The 19270-nt window shown below is 52.0% G+C and carries 11 protein-coding genes and 1 pseudogene; 7 read left to right on the forward strand and 5 right to left on the reverse strand.

What is annotated here, in order from left to right; all coding sequences use genetic code 11:
• Positions 1-62: 62 nt before the first annotated feature.
• Both LJ046_RS06150 and LJ046_RS10185 read left to right on the forward strand, forming a co-directional pair.
• A complete protein-coding gene (locus LJ046_RS06150; protein WP_002878567.1) occupies positions 63-545 on the forward strand; it encodes a MarR family winged helix-turn-helix transcriptional regulator in 483 nt (160 codons plus the stop codon).
• 316 nt (positions 546-861) lie between these two features.
• Positions 862-1209: pseudogene (locus LJ046_RS10185) on the forward strand (ATP-binding cassette domain-containing protein); the annotation flags it as partial.
• Between the two features lie 109 nt (positions 1210-1318).
• Here the strand turns inward: LJ046_RS10185 and plsY are convergent.
• Positions 1319-1960 (reverse strand): glycerol-3-phosphate 1-O-acyltransferase PlsY, encoded by a 642-nt coding sequence (gene plsY / locus LJ046_RS06165; RefSeq protein WP_002878570.1) that lies wholly within the window; start codon positions 1958-1960, stop codon positions 1319-1321.
• A 92-nt stretch (positions 1961-2052) separates the two neighbouring features.
• On the opposite strand from plsY, the gene parE reads away from it, so the two are divergent.
• The 3 genes from parE to LJ046_RS06180 all read left to right on the forward strand — a co-directional run bounded on the left by parE (position 2053) and on the right by LJ046_RS06180 (position 7535).
• Positions 2053-3987 (forward strand): DNA topoisomerase IV subunit B, encoded by a 1935-nt coding sequence (parE, locus tag LJ046_RS06170; protein ID WP_133281447.1) that lies wholly within the window; start codon positions 2053-2055, stop codon positions 3985-3987.
• Positions 3988-4001: 14 nt separating this feature from the next.
• Positions 4002-6485 carry a DNA topoisomerase IV subunit A gene (parC, locus tag LJ046_RS06175; protein ID WP_002878572.1) on the forward strand — a complete coding sequence of 828 codons (2484 nt, stop codon included), beginning with the start codon at positions 4002-4004 and terminating at the stop codon, positions 6483-6485.
• 114 nt (positions 6486-6599) lie between these two features.
• Entirely contained in the window at positions 6600-7535 is a 936-nt protein-coding gene (locus tag LJ046_RS06180) for a manganese-dependent inorganic pyrophosphatase (RefSeq protein ID WP_002878586.1), read from the forward strand.
• A gap of 204 nt (positions 7536-7739) precedes the next feature.
• Here the strand turns inward: LJ046_RS06180 and fni are convergent, their stop codons facing one another.
• The 4 genes from fni to mvk all read right to left on the reverse strand — a co-directional run bounded on the left by fni (position 7740) and on the right by mvk (position 11862).
• A complete protein-coding gene (gene fni / locus LJ046_RS06185) occupies positions 7740-8765 on the reverse strand; it encodes a type 2 isopentenyl-diphosphate Delta-isomerase (protein WP_072557715.1) in 1026 nt (341 codons plus the stop codon).
• Between the two features lie 10 nt (positions 8766-8775).
• Positions 8776-9858, reverse strand: a complete 1083-nt coding sequence (locus LJ046_RS06190; protein WP_002878589.1) for a phosphomevalonate kinase — start codon at positions 9856-9858, stop codon at positions 8776-8778.
• 77 nt (positions 9859-9935) lie between these two features.
• Complete coding sequence (gene mvaD, locus LJ046_RS06195; RefSeq protein ID WP_002878590.1) at positions 9936-10895, reverse strand: diphosphomevalonate decarboxylase; 960 nt, start codon at positions 10893-10895, stop codon at positions 9936-9938.
• Between the two features lie 55 nt (positions 10896-10950).
• Positions 10951-11862, reverse strand: coding sequence for a mevalonate kinase (gene mvk / locus LJ046_RS06200; RefSeq protein ID WP_002878591.1), 912 nt, complete (start codon positions 11860-11862; stop codon positions 10951-10953).
• Between the two features lie 133 nt (positions 11863-11995).
• On the opposite strand from mvk, the gene LJ046_RS06205 reads away from it, so the two are divergent.
• The gene (locus LJ046_RS06205; protein ID WP_002878594.1) at positions 11996-15535 is read left to right on the forward strand and encodes a PD-(D/E)XK nuclease family protein; all 3540 of its coding nucleotides are present in this window, start codon (positions 11996-11998) and stop codon (positions 15533-15535) included.
• 26 nt (positions 15536-15561) lie between these two features.
• On the forward strand, positions 15562-19245 hold the full coding sequence (gene addA, locus LJ046_RS06210; RefSeq protein ID WP_002878595.1) for a helicase-exonuclease AddAB subunit AddA: 3684 nt from the start codon (positions 15562-15564) through the stop codon (positions 19243-19245).
• The last annotated feature ends 25 nt before the right edge of the window (positions 19246-19270 follow it).

The raw sequence follows: 19270 nt of genomic DNA on the forward strand, positions 1-19270 counted from the left end.
GCTAGATAGGTAGGTATTGAATCTTAATTTCTTGATTATTTTTTGCAGAAAAGACAAGCAGGATGGCAGAAGAAGAACTTAATGAAGAATTGTTTTACCGGAGCATGCGTTTGCAGCGGCAACTGGCCCAAATGGGAATGCGGTATGAGAAGCTGCACGGCGGCGTCCGGGGGCAGAACCGAACTTTGGTCCTGCTCAGCAAGAATGAGGGGATGAAGCAGGTGGAACTGGCCTGCTTTGCCAGAGTAAGGCCATCCTCAATCAGTAAAGTCGTGGACCGTTTGGAGCGGCATGGCTTGATTGAACGGCGCCGGGATAACAGCGACCACCGGGTTTTCCGCCTCTACTTGACTGAAAAGGGCAGAGAGCAAAACAAATGCAACCACTCCAGCTGGCTGGGCTTTGTTGGCGACTTGATGAGTCCTTTAAGTGACGATGAAAAGGCGGAATACCTGAACATCTTGAAGAAACCGGACAAACAGGCATTATTCTTAGAAGAACGCATGGAAGAAGATGCCAAAAAAGAGGGTGAAAACCATGCTTAAAATTGCTAGAAAAACATTGACTTGCTGGGCGACTTGCCTGGCAAGTCTTTTTTTATTAGTACAAGTTGCATGTGATTTGTACTTGCCGGCGGTGACGGCCAACCTGGTTGACAAGGGGATCGTTGGCAAGAACCTGCCCTATATCTGGCAAACCGGGGGCAAGATGCTTTTGGTTTCTGCCTTGGGCCTGCTGGTGGCTTTTGGCAACATTTACTTTGCCTCCCACCAGGCCATGCAGGTCGGCCAGCGGCTTAGAACCATGCTCTTTGCTAAGGTCTTGACCTTCTCTGATGACATTTCTCTCATGCAGCCCGCCGAGACCCTGTTAAACGAAGAAGGGACAAATATTTCCCAGGGGTAAAGGCAGCTCTTGACGATTGCCCGGGCCTTTTTAGCTGATCCGGAAATTCTAATCCTGGATGAGGCGACCAGCTCGGTTGACACCCGGACGGAAAGCTTGATCCAGAAGGCGATGGCCGATGTGAAGCAGGAAAGAGCCAGCTTCGTGATTGCCCACCGCCTGTCAACCATCCAGGATGCCGACAAGATCATCGTGATCAACCACGGCCAAATCGTCGAAAGCGGCAACCACCAAAGTCTCTTGGCCAAGGGAGGCTTTTACGCTGACCTCTATCAGAGCCAGTTTTTGGGCCAGGAAATCTGAAAAAAGCCATGATTCTCGCGAATTATGGCTTTTGCTTTAGCAATATTTAAAAAATAGCCCTTTGCATTTTGAACGTGTGTTCCGTATAATAGGATTGGTTCAAAAATTACTACTCCTTCTTGTCCTTGTCCTGCTTTTGCTTAATATGATAGTAAAGGCCGAAGGAAACCAGGTTCTCATTTCCGGCGATAATCCGCTTGATGTTGGCCCGGTGGCTCCACCAGATGAGGACAACCAGGACTCCTGACATGACTGTCAAGAAGGTATCATGGAAGAAGAAGCTGGAAATAAAGATCAAGACGACTGAAATCAAGCTGCTCAAGGACACCATGCTGGTGATTAAGAGCAGGGGGATGAAGAAGCAGGCGCAGAGGCCGAAGAACTGGACATTGTAGCCCAGAAGAAAGCCCGCCGTGGTGGCCACGGCTTTGCCGCCCTTGAACTTGAGGAATATTGAGAAGGCGTGGCCGAAAATAGCCGCTGCCCCGAAAATCAGGCACAAGTGGTGGCCACCCAAGTGGAAGATCCGGGGCAGGCAGGTGGCCAGGGTCCCCTTGAAGAAGTCAACCAGGAAGACCAGGGTGCCGGCCTTGGGGCCCAGGACCCGGAAGGTGTTGGTGGTCCCGATATTGTGCGACCCGTAATCCCGGATATCCTTGTGGTAGAAGAGCTTGCCGACCAAAACACCGGTCGGAAAAGAACCAATTAAGTATGCTAAAATTAATAGTAATGCAAATTTCATTGCAAACATCAAATCAACTCCGTTTATCATGTACCTGCTATTTTAACAAATAACGGACTGAATTGATACGAAGTTTATAATCTAAAGCTTGGAGATGTTTTATTTTGCCAAAGAACACCTATGATGATTCTTCAATTCAAATTCTGCACGGGCTGGAGGCAGTCCGCAAGCGGCCGGGGATGTATATCGGGTCAACCGACATCCACGGCTTGAACCAGCTGGTCTACGAAATCGTCGACAACTCCGTCGACGAAGCCATGGCTGGTTTTGGCCAGGAAATCAACGTGACCATCCACGAGGACAATTCCGTGACCGTGCAGGACTTCGGCCGAGGAATGCCAACAGGGATGCATGCCTCAGGCCGGCCAACCATTGAAGTCATCCTTACTGTCCTGCATGCCGGCGGCAAGTTCACGGAGCAGAACTACAAGACATCCGGCGGTCTGCACGGGGTCGGCTCTTCCGTGGTCAACGCCCTGTCCAGCTACATGAAGGTCCACGTGGTGCGTGACGGCAAGGCCTACGAGGAAGAATTCAAAAATGGCGGTCACCCAATCGGCACCCTCCGCTGCCTGGGGGCGACCAAGGAAAAGACCGGGACCACGATCACTTTCAAGCCGGACCCGATGATTTTTTCAACGACTAAGTACAACTACGAGACCATCCAGGAAAGAATCCGGGAATCGGCCTTCCTGCTTAAAGGAGTCAAGTTTACTTTGACGGACGAGCGGACGCCAAACCACCACGACGTCTTCCAGTATGACGACGGGATTGAAAGTTTCGTTTCCTACCTCAACGAAGGCAAGGGGACGATCGGCAAGGTCTTCTACTTTGAAGGCAGCCAGGACGGGATGGAAATCGAATTTGCCGGCCAGTACAGCGATTCATACTCAGAGAACTTTGTTTCCTTCGTCAACAATGTCCGGACTGCTGACGGCGGCTCCCACGAAGTCGGGGCCAGAAGCGGCTTTACCCGGGCCTTTAACGACTATGCCAAGAAGCAGGGGCTTTTGGGCAAGAAGGACAAGAACCTGGAAGGGTCCGACTACCGGGAAGGGCTCAGCGCCGTTTTGAGCGTCAAGATCCCGGAAGAACTGCTGGAATTTGAAGGGCAGACCAAGGGTAAGCTGGGGACTCCCCAGGCCAGAAGCGCGGTCGACAGCATCGTTTACGAGAAATTGTCTTACTACCTGCTGGAAAACGGGGAATGGGCTCAGGACCTGGTCAAGAAGGCCCTAAGGGCCCGGGATGCCAGAGAGGCGGCCAAGAAGGCCAGAGATGAGTCCAGAAACGGGAAAAAACGGCACAAGAAGGAAGTCCTGTCCGGGAAATTAACCCCGGCCCAGTCCAGAAACCCTAAGAAAAACGAGCTTTTCTTAGTCGAAGGGGACTCAGCCGGCGGCAGCGCCAAGCAAGGCCGGGACCGCCGCTTCCAGGCTATCCTGCCTTTGCGGGGGAAGGTTTTGAATACCCAGCGGGCCAAGCTGGCGGATATTTTCAAGAACGAAGAAATCAACACGATGATCCATACGATCGGAGCCGGGGTCGGGACTGAATTCAAGATTGAAGACTCCAACTACGACAAGATCATCATTATGACTGACGCCGACGACGACGGGGCCCACATTCAGATCCTGCTTTTGACCTTCTTCTACCGCTACATGCGGCCGATGATTGAAGCAGGCAAGGTCTACATTGCCCTGCCGCCGCTTTACAAAATCAGCAAGAAGCAGACCAACCTTTACGCCTGGACCGATGAAGAACGGGATGAGGATGTAAAGAAGGTGGGTAAGGGCTATGCTCTGCAGCGCTTCAAGGGGCTGGGGGAAATGAATGCTGACCAGCTCTGGGAGACGACCATGAATCCAGAAAGCCGGATGCTGATCCGGGTCAGAATTGACGATGCCCAGTTGGCTGAACGCCGGGTAGCCACCTTGATGGGTGACCAGGCTTCCGCCAGAAGAAAGTGGATTGAAGAAAACGTCAAATTCCGCCTGGGCGAGGAAGAGTCGATCTTAGACAAGGTAAATGATTAGGAAGGAAGCAGTATATGCCAGAAACTCACGAGCGGATTCGTGAAATGCCTTTGGAACAGGTCATGGGCGAACGCTTTGGCCGCTATTCCAAATATATTATTCAAGAACGGGCCTTGCCGGACATTCGCGACGGGCTCAAGCCTGTGCAAAGACGGATTCTTTACGCTATGTACCGGGACGGCAATACGGCTGACAAGCCTTTTAAGAAGGCAGCCAAGGCCGTCGGTAATATCATGGGTAACTATCACCCGCACGGCGACAGCTCTATCTACGGGGCCCTGGTCTTCCTGTCTCAAGACTGGAAGATGAGAGAGCCATTGATCGAAATGCACGGCAACAACGGGTCCATGGACGGCGACAGTCCCGCCGCCATGCGTTATACGGAATCCCGCCTGGCCAAGATTTCCAATGTCCTGTTGGAGGATATCGACAAGGAAACCGTGCCAATGGTGCTCAACTTCGACGACACCGCCTATGAACCAACGGTTTTGCCAGCCCGCTTCCCTAATCTTCTGGTCAATGGGTCAACTGGGATTTCTTCTGGTTACGCCACGGAAATTCCGCCCCACAACCTGGGCGAGGTTTTAGACGCCACTATCCACTTGCTCAAGCACCGGGATGCCAGCCTGGAAGACCTGATGACCTTTGTCAAAGGGCCAGACTTCCCGACTGGCGGGATCGTCATGGGCAAAAAAGGCTTGCGGGATGCCTACAAGACCGGTAAGGGCCGGATCCAGGTCCGGGCTAAGACCCATATTGAAGAGATCCGGGGCCACCGCCAGCAGATCGTGGTGACGGAAATTCCTTACCTGGTCAACAAGGCCCAGCTGGTTAAGAAGATCGATGAAATCCGGGTCAGCCGGGAACTGGACGGAATCAGCGAAGTCAGAGATGAAACTGACCGCCACGGTCTCTCTATTGTCATCGAACTTAAGAAAGACGCTGACGCCCAGAACATCCTCAACTATCTCTTGAAGAATACTGACCTCCAGGTTTCCTACAACTTCAACATGGTGGCCATTGCCCACATGACTCCAGTCCAAGTGGGCCTTAAGCAGATCCTGGCCGCCTACCTGGAGCACGAAGAAGAAGTCGTAACCAAGCGGACCCAGTTTGACTTGAAGAAGGCCTCAGACCGGCTGGAAATCATCCAGGGTTTGATCAAGGCCATGAGTATCTTGGACCAGGTGATCAAGGTCATCCGGGCTTCTAAGAACAAGGCTGACGCCAAGAAGAACCTGGTAGCGGAATTTGCCTTCACTGACCGGCAAGCCGAAGCCATCGTCTCCTTGCAGCTTTACCGCTTGACCAATACTGACGTTTTGGCCCTGCAGGCTGAAGAAGAAGAACTGACGAGCAAGATAGCAGCTTACGAGAAGATTTTGGCGGACCCGAAAGTTTTGCAAAAGGAAATCATCAAGGAACTCCGGGCCGTCAAGAAGGAATTTGGCTCAGACCGGCGCAGTGAAATCAGCGATGAAACGGCCAGAGTCGAAGTTGATGAAAAGGCCTTGATCACGGAAGAATCAGTCCGGGTCTTGATCAGCCGCGACGGCTACATCAAACGGTCCTCAATGCGGTCCTTCCAGTCAACTGAAGCCGGCGACAATGGCTTGCCGGAAACTGACCGGGTGGTTTATGAAGGGAGCCTGTCGACTTTGACCAACCTCTACCTCTTCACCAACCACGGCAATTTGATCTACCGGCCGGTGCATGAGCTGGTTGAAAGCAAGTGGAAGGATGTTGGCCAGCACTTGTCCCAGGAACTGGGCCTGGCGGCTGACGAGAGCATCATCCGGGTCTTTGCCTTGGAAGCTTTGGATGATCCAAACCTGGCCTTCCTGCTGGCCACAAACGACGGCTTTATCAAGCAGGTGGCCCTGGCTGACCTGCAGCCAACTAGAACCTACAAGTCTCGGGCAACTATGGCCATGAAGATGAAGGGGGAAGACTCCCGCGTCATTACTGTGGACATGGTCAAGACAAGTGAAAAGCGGGAAATCACCCTCTTTACCAACCAGGCCTTTGCCCTTAAATATGACATTGGTGAAGTTCCGCAAGTCGGGGCCCGGGCAGCTGGGGTCAAGTCAATCAACTTGAAGGAAGACGATTATGTCGTTGCCTGCCTGGTCACTGACCCGCAATATGAAGACCTGCTCAAGGTGGGTCTGGTAACCCAAAGAGGGGCCTTCAAGCAGATGCCGCTGAAGCTGATCGGCAAGACCAGCCGGGCCAAGCGGGGCGTATTGGTTTTGCGGAACCTGAAGACCAAGCCGCACCGGATCGTGGACTTGAAGGCTTACGGGCAAAACCATGAGCTGATCTTGATCACTTCCAGCCTGCGCAAGCAGGTCATCCGGACCAGCGACTACCCAGTCGGCGACCGGCAGAGTAACGGTTCCTTCGTCATTGATGTTAAGACAGACGGAGAGGCTAAGGAACTGCTCATGGGCCGGCCTTTACCGGACCAGGCCAGGGATGTTGGCCGCTTGCTCTAAAAAAATCAAAAAGATTACGAAAAGATCGCGAAAAGATTGAACAAAGCGCTGATTTTCTAGTAGACTTAATTAGAAAGAATAATTTTAGCTAAATCTAGAAGGGAAAATTCCAAGATGGAAAAAGAACTGATTTTTGGTCACAGAAACCCAGATACTGACGCAATTGGCACGGCGATTGCCTACTCATACTTCCAAAACCAACATGGCTACAACACTGAAGCCGTTGCTTTGGGTGAAGCCAACGACGAAACTTCTTTTGCCTTGAAGAAGTTCGGCTTTGAAGCACCACGCGTGGTTAAGACTGTCGCAAATGAAGTCAAGGCCATCATGCTGGTTGACCACAACGAACCGCAACAAAGCGTTGAAGACCGGGACCAAGTCAAGGTTACCCACGTCATTGACCACCACCGGATCAGCAACTTCGCGACGATCGACCCCTTGTTCTACCGGGCTGAACCAGTAGGCTGCACTTCCACTGTTTTGTGGGAAATGTTCAAGGAACAAAACATGGAAATTCCAGCCAACATTGCCGGTATCATGCTCAGTGCCATTATTTCTGACACCTTGCTTTTGAAGTCACCAACCACTACTGACATCGACAAGAAAGCAGTTGAAGACCTGGCTAAGATTGCGGGCGTTGACTACAAGGAATACGGTTTGGAACTGCTTAAGGCCGGCACCAACATCGCCGCTAAGTCAGTTGAAGAACTGATCGACCTGGACGCCAAGAGCTTCGAACTGGGCTCAAAGACTGCCCGGATCGCTCAAGTAAATGTTGTTGACGTCCCAGAAGCCCTGGAACGCAAGGATGCCTTCCTGGCAGCCATGGAAAAGGATGCTAAGGCTAACGGCTACGACTTGTTCATGCTGGTAATTACCAACGTTTTGGATTCTGACTCAGAAGTTCTATTCATCGGGGATGACGAAAGCAAGTCTGTCTTTGCCAAGGCCTTCGGCAAGGAACTGGTTGACTCAGAAGCCCACCTGCCAGGCGTTGTTTCCCGGAAGAAGCAAATCGTTCCGCCATTGACCCGGGCATTTGAAGCTTAATCAGTTAAATAACAAGGAAAAAGAATCCAGGTTTCCTGGATTCTTTTTTTACTGCTTTTTAAGTATCCTGCTTGTTACTACAATTTTTCTTAAAAAAGAAAAAGCGCGGCTTAGCCGCGCCAAAAAATACTGTTAACAAATAAATCCAAGGGAAAATTTTGTCAACAGTTATTTCTTTAGCTCTTTATTTTTTACTCGCTTGCTTTATTTGCCAGCATATTGCTTAAGCTGGTCAAACTGATTCTTCAGTTCCAAGTCTAAGTAATATGGCTGCTTGACTGGCAGACTGCCTTGCCCATATAAGGCAAAAAGGTAGGTAAGTTCTTCCTTCCAGCGGCCGATTTCTTCATCCAGGCCATCCAGGCCCTCATTTAAAAGGGTGTGGAGGAAGTGGTTGGCCACGCCTACAAATTTGCCGCCCAGGGCCAGGCCCTTGAAGACGTCCAGCGGATTTCTGACCCCGCCAGAGACGATCAGCTGCTTGGTCAAAGGCGCTGCCAAAAGGGCAGCCATGGCCGTTGGCAGGCCACAGTCGTTCAAATACGCCATGGGGTGAGGGTTGCGGGAATTTTCGATTTGGGAAAAATTGGTGCCGCCAGCTCCCCCGATATCGAACCAGCTAAAGCCAGCTGCCTGCAATTTTTGCAGGCTGACTGGATCCAAGCCGCTGCCGACTTCCTTGACGATGACTGGTACGCCAGCTGCTTCTTTAATCTCCAGCATCCGGTCCAGCCAGACAAAGTCCCGGTCGCCTTCAGGCATGGCGATCTCCTGGGCCACGTTAAGGTGGATCTGCAGGGCATCTGCTTGCAGATCCTTGACGATCTTGGCAGCCGCTTTAGCTGGAGTTAAAGGATTAACATTAGCAAACAAGAGGCCGTCTGGATTAGCTTCTCTAGCTACGTAAAAAGACTCCAGCTGGTCTTCTTCCTTGGTCAAGATGCTGGCTGAACCCAAGGCCAAGGCAATTTGCTGCTTATTGGCAATTTCACCCAGCTGCCGGTTGATCTGCCTGGATTTTTCCGACCCGCCAGTCATCGCGTTGATGAAGAAGGGGGCGGCTAACTCTTTGCCAAACCAGGTCGTCTTGACGGCGTTCAGGTTAACCTGGCTTTCAGGCAGGGCCGGGCGGAGCAGGTGGACCTGGTCAAAGGAATTCGTTTTTTGGGCATTAAAAAACATCTGTGTCAAAGCCAGATGTTCTTCTTTTCTTATAGATCTTTGTGACATCGCAATGCTCTTAGTAAGTTAATTCAGACTGGTGAATGTGAAATTCCAGGGGCAGGATGTTGTTCTTGACCCATTCCTTGCGGAGGCGGTCAATATCGGTGTCCTTGTTGACGATGACGATGCCGCAGTCGCCGTTGCCCGCGCCGCTGGTCTTAGCCGCGCCGCCAAACTTGTTGGCGATTTCGATCAGCTCAGTCAAGCGGGGAATTTCGATAGCAATATTGTTGATAGCGGCAAAATGCTGCAGCAAGCGGCGGTTGATGCCGATCTGCTTTTGAATCAAAGCGATGTTGGCTTCTTCAAAGCCGCGGATCATCTGCAAAACGCACTTGCGTGAGTCTGCCAAAAACTTGGCGTACTCAGCCCGCAGGTTGTTCTTGTTGGCGTTAGTCTTGTCAACCAGGCGGGAAGTTGAAGCTGGCTGCTGGCTCCAGCCAATCAAGAGCTTCATGCCCTTCGGCGGAACCAGCTGCTGGATCTTCAGACCTGGCCAGGCTTCACCGACCACTGCTGACAGGGACTTGCTTGCCAGTTCTTCTTTCAGCCAGAGTTTGTTGAAGGTCTGGTAGGCGATCCAGCCGCCGTAGACGCTGGCCGCGATATCGCCGGCGCTGCCGTTGCCTTGGACTGAGTAGTGAGAAATTGCGGAGAGCTTGTAAATCAGGTCCTTGCTTGCCTGGACACCGTAAAAGCGCAAGATTGCCTTGACCGTCGCGACCGTGACCGCGGCTGAAGAACCCAGGCCATACTTCTTGCCATCTGCGGAATCCAGGTCAGAATTGACAAACAAGTCGTAAACGTCCATCTTGACCTTCTGTTCCAGGCAGTATCTTTCAGTGAAAGAAATTGCGGACAGAATGTATTCAAATGGATTGTCCCGGTTGTCGATCACTATCTTTGACCCCCGTCTGACCCAGTGAATGGAGTCCTGGGAGTATTGCTTGGAGTGAATCAAACCGGTGTCGCTGCTGCTTGGCTTGATTGAGACCCTGACGTATTGGTCAAGGGCGACCAGAATGGCTGGACAATCTTGTTCCAAGACAGCGTATTCCCCGGCAATGTAAAGTTTGCCTGGCGCTTTTTCAGTAATCACAAAAACTCTTCCTCTTATTCTTTTAATTTTTTCTTTTTATATTACGTCCTAAGACATTATAGACAATTAAATAAGCTTTAGTCCAACAGAGTGACTGCTGGACCAAAACCTGCCTCAATAATCTTAACACGATCAAAGGAGGACTCAAAGCAATTAATAATGTCTTTAGAATTTTGTCCCTGGCAGAGGACCTTGACGTTCGGGCCGGCGTCAATGGTGTAGTAGCACTCCAGCCCTTGCTGGCGCAGGTCCTGGACCAGCTTGATGGCCTTGATGGTATTCGGTTCAAAATAGGTGAAGCCGGGGACAGCGGTGAAGGTTAAAGCATGCATCTCACTAGCATTTAATTCAGCCAGAGAACCCAATTTGCTAAAGTCAGCCTGCTTAATCGCTTCTTCCATCTCCTTGATCTCACTGTCATTTCTGTCCAGCCAGACCTGGTAGAAGGGGGAGCTCTTGCTCATTTCCATCCCCTTGGTTGAAGAAATCTTCTTTTCCTGGTCGTTGATTTCAACAGCCAAAAGGCGCAGGTCCATGTCCGGCTCTTCATCCAACGGGTAGGCGTAAGAAGTCTGGTCACTATCGCCTTTTTGCCAGACGGAAAAACCGCCGAAAACAGATCTTGAAGCTGAGCCCGATCCCATCCTGGCCATTCTGGACAATTCTTGCCGGTCAACGCCTAACTGGTAGTGGTCGGCAAAAGCCGCTGCCATGGAGGCGAAGGCAGAGCTGGAAGAGGCCAGGCCAGCCGCGGTTGGCACCTGGTTGACCGATTCAACCGCCAAATTTCCCTTGACTCCGAAGCGGTCCTGCATGGCCCGGAGGTAGGCGAAAACGCGGTCAGCGGCTGGACCGGAAACGGCTTGGCCGTTTAATTTAAAAGACATTTGCTCGCTGTCTGAGATTTTGGTGTCGCTATAGAAGGCATCCAGGGTCATGGACAGGCTGGACATGAGCGGCAGGCGCAATTTGGCGTCCTTCTTGCCCCAGTACTTGATCAAGGCGATATTGGTATGGGCGCGGGCAGTTTTACTCATCTGTTTCACATTCCTTTACTGTGTAATTCTGTTTTTAATAATTTTTGGGCAAAAATTAAATCTCTTCAATCCAGTAGTTACTGATTTCTGCTTGGCAAGCTTGGGCAATCTCTTTGCAGGAAGCGGCATCCTTGCAAAGGGCGATGACGATTCCGCCCAGGCCGCCGCCAGACAGCTTGCAGCCTAAAGCTCCGCCTTTATCAGCAATCTGGCAGATCCGGTCGATCTTGCTTGTCGACAAGTTAAAGGAAGCTAAAAGCTCCTGGGCCTCATTGAAGAATTTACCAACGGTCTCCGGGTCTTGCTCAAGCCAGGCAGTTTTGACATCGTCAGCCAGTTGTCCCAGCTTGCGCAGTCTAACTTGCGCGTCAGGTGACTCATTTAAAAGCTTGGCGACCATAGTGACGGCTTCTCTGGTATTGCCCAAATCACCCGTGTCCATGATCAAAAGGCTGGCACCTAATTTTGAGGAGAGCTTTTTTACGCCCTTTTGCTTATTAAAAAAGACCAGGTAATCGGAATTGACTGTCGCCGCGTCCAGGCCGGAAGCCTTGCCGTGGTTGATCGCTTCTGCCTGGTTGGTGATGTCCATAACTTCACTTGCACTTAACTTCAAGCCCAGGTATTGGCTCAAGGCCACGGTAGTACCGTAAGCGACGGTAGCTGAGGAGCCAAGTCCGCGCTCCATGGGAATTTCCCCGGTATAGGTAAGCTTGATCTGGGGATTTTTCCCGCTTCTAGTCAAAAGCTCCTTGACGACATACTTAAGGCCGTTATAGTCAGCAGGCGCGTCAAAAAAAGGACCCTGGTAGAGCTTGGTGTCCATCCAGACCGGGCCGGGATAATCACTGACGGTCGTCTTGATGTGCAGGGCCTGAATTGGCATAGCCAGGGCGTCATAGCCGTAAACAACGGAATGCTCGCCGATCAAAATTACTTTTCCATGAGCAGTACATGAAGTCTGCAAAAAGAATCACCTCAAAAAATTAATTTGTTAGTTCGGTTAACGTTTGCTTAGAATCAATGGCAATCAGTTCCCAAAAAGGAAAGAGATTGATAAAATTTAGATTGACCGATCAGTCAACAAAGGAGTGGAAGCAATGATCAAAATTATAACCGGCAGACAGTCCGATCCCCTGCAAACTGAGATCATCGGCCGGGCTGCCCGCAATTATCTGGCCCAGCCCGGCAAAGATACCTTTATTATTGTTCCAAACCATATCAAGTTTAACACAGAAGTTGCCGCAATAGGCAAAGTCGCCCAACTTCAAGGGCGGGAAGAGACCAGCGTCAAGAACCTGCACGTCCTGTCCTTCTCCCGTCTGGCCTGGTTTTTCTTTAAAAAGGCCGACCTGCTCATGCCTGAAAGCCTGGATGACGCTGCTGCGACCATGATTTTGGAGCAGATCATCGACAAGCGCAGAGATGAACTGCTGCTTTTCAAAAATTCCCACGCCAATTCCGGCATGATTAAGCAGGTCTACAGCACGATCCTGCAGGTTCATACCGGCCAGCTAGACCTGGGCAATCTTTTGGAGCGGGCAGCCGACCCGGCGGTGGCCTTGGACCTGGATAATGAGACCAGGGACAAGCTGCACGACCTGGACTTGATCTACCAGGACTTTTTAGAAATCGTCAGTGAAAAGCACTTCGCCACCAAGGATGAACTGAACATCCAGCTGAACCAGCTTTTGGCCAGCCGGCCGGACCTGGTCAGCCAGGCCAGCTTCTACGTGACTGATTTCTCCCATTTTTCCATTCAGGAAAAAATGACTATGCAGCTGCTGGCAGCTTTTGCCAGCGAGATGACCTTCGCCTTCAAGACGGCTGACGGCAGCGTGATTGAGCCGGCCGCCGGGGAATACGACTATGTGGTTCAGAAGACGATCAAGGACTTGACCGGCTACTTTTCCGCCCATGACTTTGCCTGGGAGAGAGAAAAAATCGCCAGTCCAGTCAGTCCGGCCAGGGACTTGAACCAGGCCTGGCAGGGACAGGGACAGCCGGATTTAGATAACCTCCAGCTGGTTAAGGCAGATTCCCGCTACGCTGAAGCATATTTCGTGGCCCGGACCATCTATGACGAGGTGGCTTTAAAGGGCTGCCAGTACCGGGACTTTTTAGTCCTGGCCCCGAATTTGCAGGAGTATGAAACTTACCTGGCTCCGATTTTGCGGCAAAACCAGATTCCCTTCTTTGACGACCTGCAGCAGCAGATGAAGTACCACCCCTTGGTGCTTTTGCTGGAAAATTTGGGCAAGCTCCTCCAGCAGGCAGGAGACACGCCAGCTCTTTTGAGCATCATGAAGACCCGCCTCTTGATCCCTGACTGGTATTTAGAAGGGGATGCAGAAGCCGGGGAAGCCGCGTATTTGCGCGACGTCGACCAGCTGGAAAACTTTGCTCTGGCCCACGGAATTAAGTACAGCCTTTGGCAAAAGCCGCTCAAGGACTTTACCAAAGCCCAGGTCATCGCCCTGGACCAAGAACAGTACCAAAAGTGGCTGGACCGCTTGGACAAGCTGCGGGACTTCTTTGTCAGCAAGATCTCCCGGCTTGCCCGCCAGCTGAAGAGTGAAAAAGACAGTATGACCGCCGTCAAGCTCTTTTTTGACTTCTTGGTCAAAAACGGGGTAAGCGCCCGCCTGGAAGCCTGGCGCTTAAAGGCCAGCGAGAGCGGAGACCTGCAGCAGGCCCAGCAGCCGGAGCAGTGCTGGAATCTGCTTTTGTCTTTGCTCAAAGACTACCTCTTGGTCAACCCGGAAAACTTTGCCTGGGCTGACTTCTTTAAGATGCTGACGGCAGCCTTTTCCCAGGCCAATTTCGCGACGATTCCGGCCAGCCTGGACGCCGTCACCTTGTCAGAATACGGGATGGTGCAGACCAGCGGCTACAAGCAGGTCTTCATCATCGGAGCAGCCAATGGCAGCCTGCCGCAAATCAACGACCAGCCCAACTTTTTGACTACGGAAAACCTGGCCAGCCTGGCAGACTTTTTTGACCAGGAGGCCTACCTGGAAGACAGTCAGCAGCTGCGCAACCTGGACCAGGAATACCAATTTGGCAATGCCCTGGCCCTGGCCTCTGACCGGGTCTACATCTCCTATCCGGTGATCAATTCCAATAATGACCTGCTGGATCCTTCCATTTACTACAAGCGCCTGCTGAAGCTGGTTAACGGCCGGGAATACCGGCAAAGGGACCTACCAGATACTGCTGAAAAAGACCGGACTGAATTTGCCCGCCAGCTTTTGCTCTTTTTGACCAGTCCAAGGGCCAGCTTAGGCTACCTGGCCTATGCTGAGGAAAATTCCGCCCAAAGCCCGCTGGTGGCCAAGCTGGTCGAACTCAGCCGGCAGTATGAGGAAGAAAAGGCTGAGGAAATTGCGGAAGGGATGGCCTATGACAATAACCCGCAAGACATCTCAGAAGACCTGGCTGAGCGCCTGTACGGCAAGGACCTGTTGTCTTCAGTCTCCCAGCTAGAAAGCTACTACCAGAATTCTTTTGAATACTTCCTTAACTATGGCCTCCGCCTGCGGCCCCGGGCAGAAAATGAGCTGAATGCCATCCAGTCCGGTAACTACTTCCACCGGACCTTTGAGCTTTTGCTCAAGGAAATGCAAAAGAAAAATATCGAAATTGACAAGCTCAGCGAGCTGGACCTGGAGCTTTTGCTCAAGCAAGTCAGAAGCAAGATCCTGCAAGAACCACTCTACCAGCAGTTCTTGCGTGATCCTTTCAATGAATATCTTTTCAAGGCCTTTGACAAGACGACCAGTAAGGTGGCCCAAAGCTACCGGCGCAAGCAGCAGGAAAACAAGATGCGGGCTACTTACGGGGAACTGGCCTTTGGCCCGGCTGAAAAGCTGGCCGGCCTGGTCTTGCCTTTGAAGAAGTTTGCCGGCCAGCGGAAGATCAGCCTCCGGGGCAAGATCGACCGGGTCGACCTCTTTAATGGGGACCAGCACGTTTTAGGCCAGCTGATCGACTACAAGTCTTCCGATCACAGCTTCAACCTGGCTCGTTTTGCCAGCGGGGTGGACCTGCAGATGATCGCCTATTTGGACGTTCTGGAGAAGAACCGGGACCTCCTGGCCGGCGGGCGGCAGTTTGACCTCCTGGGGGCCTTTTACCAATATGTCACCCGGAAGCTGAATTCCATCAACTCCTCATCAACTGGCGCCTTGTTTGACAGCAAGCTGCAGCTGAAAGAGAACCTTTTGGGCGGGGAAGACAAGTTGAAATTGTCCGGGGTCTTTGTCAGTGAGCCAGCCTGGTACCAGGAAGTCGACAAAGCCCTTGAGAAAAAGGCAAGCAGTCCGGTTTACCGGGGCCTCAAACTGAACAAGAGCGGCGGCTTTGGCAAAAAAGACAACTTCTTCAGCCAAGATGAGATGCAGGAGCTGCTGGAATACGTCGAAGCCTTGATTGAGGACGCGGCCAGCGAGATTTTAAGTGGGAAGATTGCCTTGAATCCTTTCCGGCAAGGCAACAATACCGGCCTGGCATTTAGCGACTACAAGGATATCTTCTACTTTGACCAGCAGCTGCCAACTAACTCTTACCGGGACCTGCCAAGCCTTAAAAAGGCAGATCTGCTGGCTTTGGTAGAAAAGCGGCTGCGGCAGAGGAGATAAGGAATGGTACATAGAAAGGAAATAGCATGGCTGTAAAATATACACCAGACCAGGCCAGGGCCATTGAAAGCCGGGGGCAGGACATTTTGGTTTCATCCTCTGCCGGCTCAGGCAAAACCAGTGTTTTGGTTGAACGGGTCATCCGGGAAATCATGGACGACCACTTGGAGGTTAACCAGCTCCTGGTCATTACCTTTACCCGGGCGGCCGCCAGTGAAATGAAGCAGCGGATCAAGCAGCGCCTGCAGGACCGCCTGCAAGAAGAAACAGATGCCAGCCAGGCCGACTTTTTGCGCCGGCAGCTGGCTGAAATCGATACCGCGATTATTTCCACGATCGACTCTTTCTGTTTGGACGTCATCCGCCGCTTTTACTTCGCGATCGACATCGACCCGGACTTCAGCATTTTGACTGACGCCACCCAGATTGAGCTTTTAAAGGAAAGAGCCTTGAGGGATGTCGAAAACGACTACCTGCAAAATGAGAACCAAGCGAAAAAAGACCGTTTCCTGGCCCTCTATGATGCCTTTGCCGGCGACAGCGACGCCAATTCAGCCAGAGACTTGATTTTGGATTTATACCAGTTTGCCATGGCCCGGCCCAACTACCGGGCTTGGCTGCAAAAGCTGGCTGCCCCTTACCAGCTGGAGACCAGCGACGTCGTTGACAGCGCCCTATGGCAGGAGAAAATCAAGCCTTACCTGGAGGAAGAATTTTCCAACCTGGCGGACAAGCTGACGGCTTTGATGGCCGAAGCCGACTTTGACCATGAAAAGTTTGCCAAGTACCAGCCAGCTTTTACGGCTTTTGCCACCAGTCTGGCCAGCTACCGGGAGAGCTTGGCCACAGATGATCCCTTTGACCGGCAAAGAGAGCTGCTAGCGGCCTGCCAGTTTGACGGGACCCTGCGGACTAACAAGGAGATCGCCGACTTTGTCGAGGAGGCAAAGGAGGTTAAAGAAGCTGGCAAGCAGCTGGTCTTTAATGTCTATACCAGTTTTTACGCAAGCAGCAATGCTGACCAGCAGGCCCTCTTAGCCAAGGGGGCAGAAATCGCCTCCGCGGCAGCAGAAGTTGAACTGGCCTTTATTGACCGCTTTAACGAATTGAAGCGGGCTGACCGGGTCCTGGACTTCAGCGACATGGAGCAGTTGGCCTATGAAATTCTGACCCAGGACAGTTCAAACTCTGACCTGGCCCGGACCTACTACCAAAGCCGCTTCAAGGAAATCATGGTCGATGAATACCAGGACACCAACGCCCTGCAAGACGGCTTGATCCAGCGGCTGAAAAAAGCGGGGAAGAACAACCTCTTCATGGTCGGGGACGTCAAGCAGTCAATCTACGGATTCCGCCAGGCGGAACCCAGCCTGTTTATCGCCAAATACGATGAATATGGCCAGGAAAATTCGGCTGGCAAGCAGCGGATTATTTTTGCCGAAAACTTCCGCTCCAGCCAGCCGGTCACCCAAGTTGTTAACTTGATCTTTGACAGCCTCTTAACCAAGGACTTCGGGGGGATTGACTACCAAAAAGAAGGGCAGCTGAAATTCGCGGCTGGCTATGACCCAGAGGCGGCCCTGCCGACTGAAACAGAAGTCCTCTACCAGGAAGATTCATCTGCAACAGATGATGACGGGGAATTGAACCAGGGCGATTTAGCCATGGTCATCAGCCGGATTCAGAAGCTGATTGATGACCAGACGCCAATTTTTGACCCGAAGACCGGGCAGACCCGGCCGGTCAGCTATGGGGACATCGCCATCTTAACCCGGTCCAAGACCAGCAACCTGGACATCAAGCAGGAATTTGACCGCTACGGGATCCCGCTCTTTGTCATGGATGTCCAGAACTACTTCCAGACCTTTGAATTGACGGTCATCATGTCCTACTTGAAGATCATCGACAACCCGGACCAGGATATTCCCCTGGTGGCGGTTTTGCGGTCTCCGATTTTTAACTTCTCCAGTTCAGATCTGGCTGAAATCCGACTGGTCAACAAGAGCGTCAGCTTCTACGCGGCTTTAAGAATTTATGCTAAAAAAGATACAGATCTGGCTGCCCGCTGCCGGGACTTTTTGGCCCAATTGCAGGACCTTCGCGACTTTTCCTTGAGCCACCGGATTTCAGAACTGCTCTGGACCATTTACGAGCGGACCAGCTTTTTGGAAATCGTGACGGCCATGACCAACGGCCAGCAGCGCCGGCTCAACTTGACTGCCTTGTACGAAAGAGCTAGCGCCTACGAAAGTTCGGGCTTCAAGGACCTTTACCAGTTCATCAACTTTATTGCCAGAATGCGGAAGAGCCAGAAGGACCTGGCCCAGCCGATCCTGAGCGAAAATGCCGGCAACTCAGTCAAGCTGATGACCATCCATGCCTCAAAAGGGCTGGAATTCCCGGTCGTCTTTGTCTTGGGCCTGGAGCACCGCTACAATTACCAGCAAGACATTACCGGCAGCTATGTCTTAGATGCCAGCGGCCTGGGCCTGTCCTTTGCCTATCCCTTTGATGAAGCGGAATACCGGGCAGATACTTTGGTTAATGCCTGGCTGAAGATTGCCAAAAAGCAGAAGTTGCTGGAAGAAGAAGCCCGCCTGCTTTACGTAGCTTTGACCCGGGCCAAGCAGAAGCTGATTTTGGCGACAAATATCAAGCTGCCAGCCGGAACCGACCTGGCGGGCTTGGAAGAGAAGTGGGCCAAGAAAATTTCTACTGGCCGCCTGCCCCTTTTGGATAAGATGAAGGTAGCCAAGCCCCTGGACTTTTTGGCCCCGGCTTTAGCCCGCGCCAAGCAGGTGAAGCGGCTGGGTGAAAAAGCCGTCAGCGACCTGGCGACAGGCCAAGAAGGCAGTCTGGTCTTTGTCCACTTTGACCCCAAGAAAGACCAGGCCCGATTGCCGGATAGTGAGGCCGTGGCGGCCAGCGGGGCAGACTTGACGGAAGATGAAGCAGCCGTCTTTAAGCAGGTAGAAAAGCTCTATGCCTTCAGCCAGGGCGGCTATCCTTACTTGGATGCCAGCCGGACCACGGCCTACCAGGCGGTGTCTGAAATCAAGAAGGCTTTTGGCGACCCGATCGAAGACGAACTGGCTGACTCCCACATTTCGGAACTGCAGTCAGCCAACCGCTACCTGCAGCCGATCGATACTGAACCTGACTTCCTCTTCCAAAATACGGTCAGCTCAGCTGAACTGGGGACAGCCAGCCACCTGGTCTTGCAGTATTATGACTATGCCAAAGGCGACAAGGATGCCATTGACAGCTGCATTGCCGGCCTGGTGGAAAAGGGCCGGCTGAGCCAGACCTTGGCCAGCAAGCTGGACCGGGAAGCCTTGTCCTGGTTTGTCAAGAGCGACTTTGCCAAAGACTTTTACAGGCAGCCTGACCGCCTCCACCGGGAGGAAAATTTTGCCACCATCCTGTCGCCGAAGACTTTATTTAAGGATTTTAGCGATTTCCCAGGAAAAATTTTGGTTCACGGGACAATCGATGGCTATTATGAAGCGGAGAATGGTATCATTTTATTTGACTACAAGACTGACCACGTGAACCCGCGTAAGCAGGAGGAAGCAATTCAGAAGCTGAAAGAGAAGTACCAGGGCCAGTTGCGCCTTTATGAGCGGGCCTTGAATGAATCTGGCCGGCTGCCTGTTTTGAAAAAGTACCTGGTGCTTTTGAGCTGCCGGGAAATTGTTGAAGTTGATTAGAAGTTTTTAGGAGTGAAAGGAGCGG

Origin of the sequence: Lactobacillus delbrueckii subsp. jakobsenii ZN7a-9 = DSM 26046 (assembly GCF_001888925.1) — a bacterium.
GTDB classification, from domain to species: domain Bacteria; phylum Bacillota; class Bacilli; order Lactobacillales; family Lactobacillaceae; genus Lactobacillus; species Lactobacillus delbrueckii.

Coding starts and splice junctions, on each gene's coding strand:
- LJ046_RS06150 (WP_002878567.1), top strand. CDS start 63: ATGGCAGAAGAAGAACTTAATGAAGAATTGTTTTACCGGAGCATGCGT.
- plsY (WP_002878570.1), bottom strand. CDS start 1,960: ATGTTTGCAATGAAATTTGCATTACTATTAATTTTAGCATACTTAATT.
- parC (WP_002878572.1), top strand. CDS start 4,002: ATGCCAGAAACTCACGAGCGGATTCGTGAAATGCCTTTGGAACAGGTC.
- LJ046_RS06180 (WP_002878586.1), top strand. CDS start 6,600: ATGGAAAAAGAACTGATTTTTGGTCACAGAAACCCAGATACTGACGCA.
- fni (WP_072557715.1), bottom strand. CDS start 8,765: ATGTCACAAAGATCTATAAGAAAAGAAGAACATCTGGCTTTGACACAG.
- mvaD (WP_002878590.1), bottom strand. CDS start 10,895: ATGAGTAAAACTGCCCGCGCCCATACCAATATCGCCTTGATCAAGTAC.
- LJ046_RS06205 (WP_002878594.1), top strand. CDS start 11,996: ATGATCAAAATTATAACCGGCAGACAGTCCGATCCCCTGCAAACTGAG.
- addA (WP_002878595.1), top strand. CDS start 15,562: ATGGCTGTAAAATATACACCAGACCAGGCCAGGGCCATTGAAAGCCGG.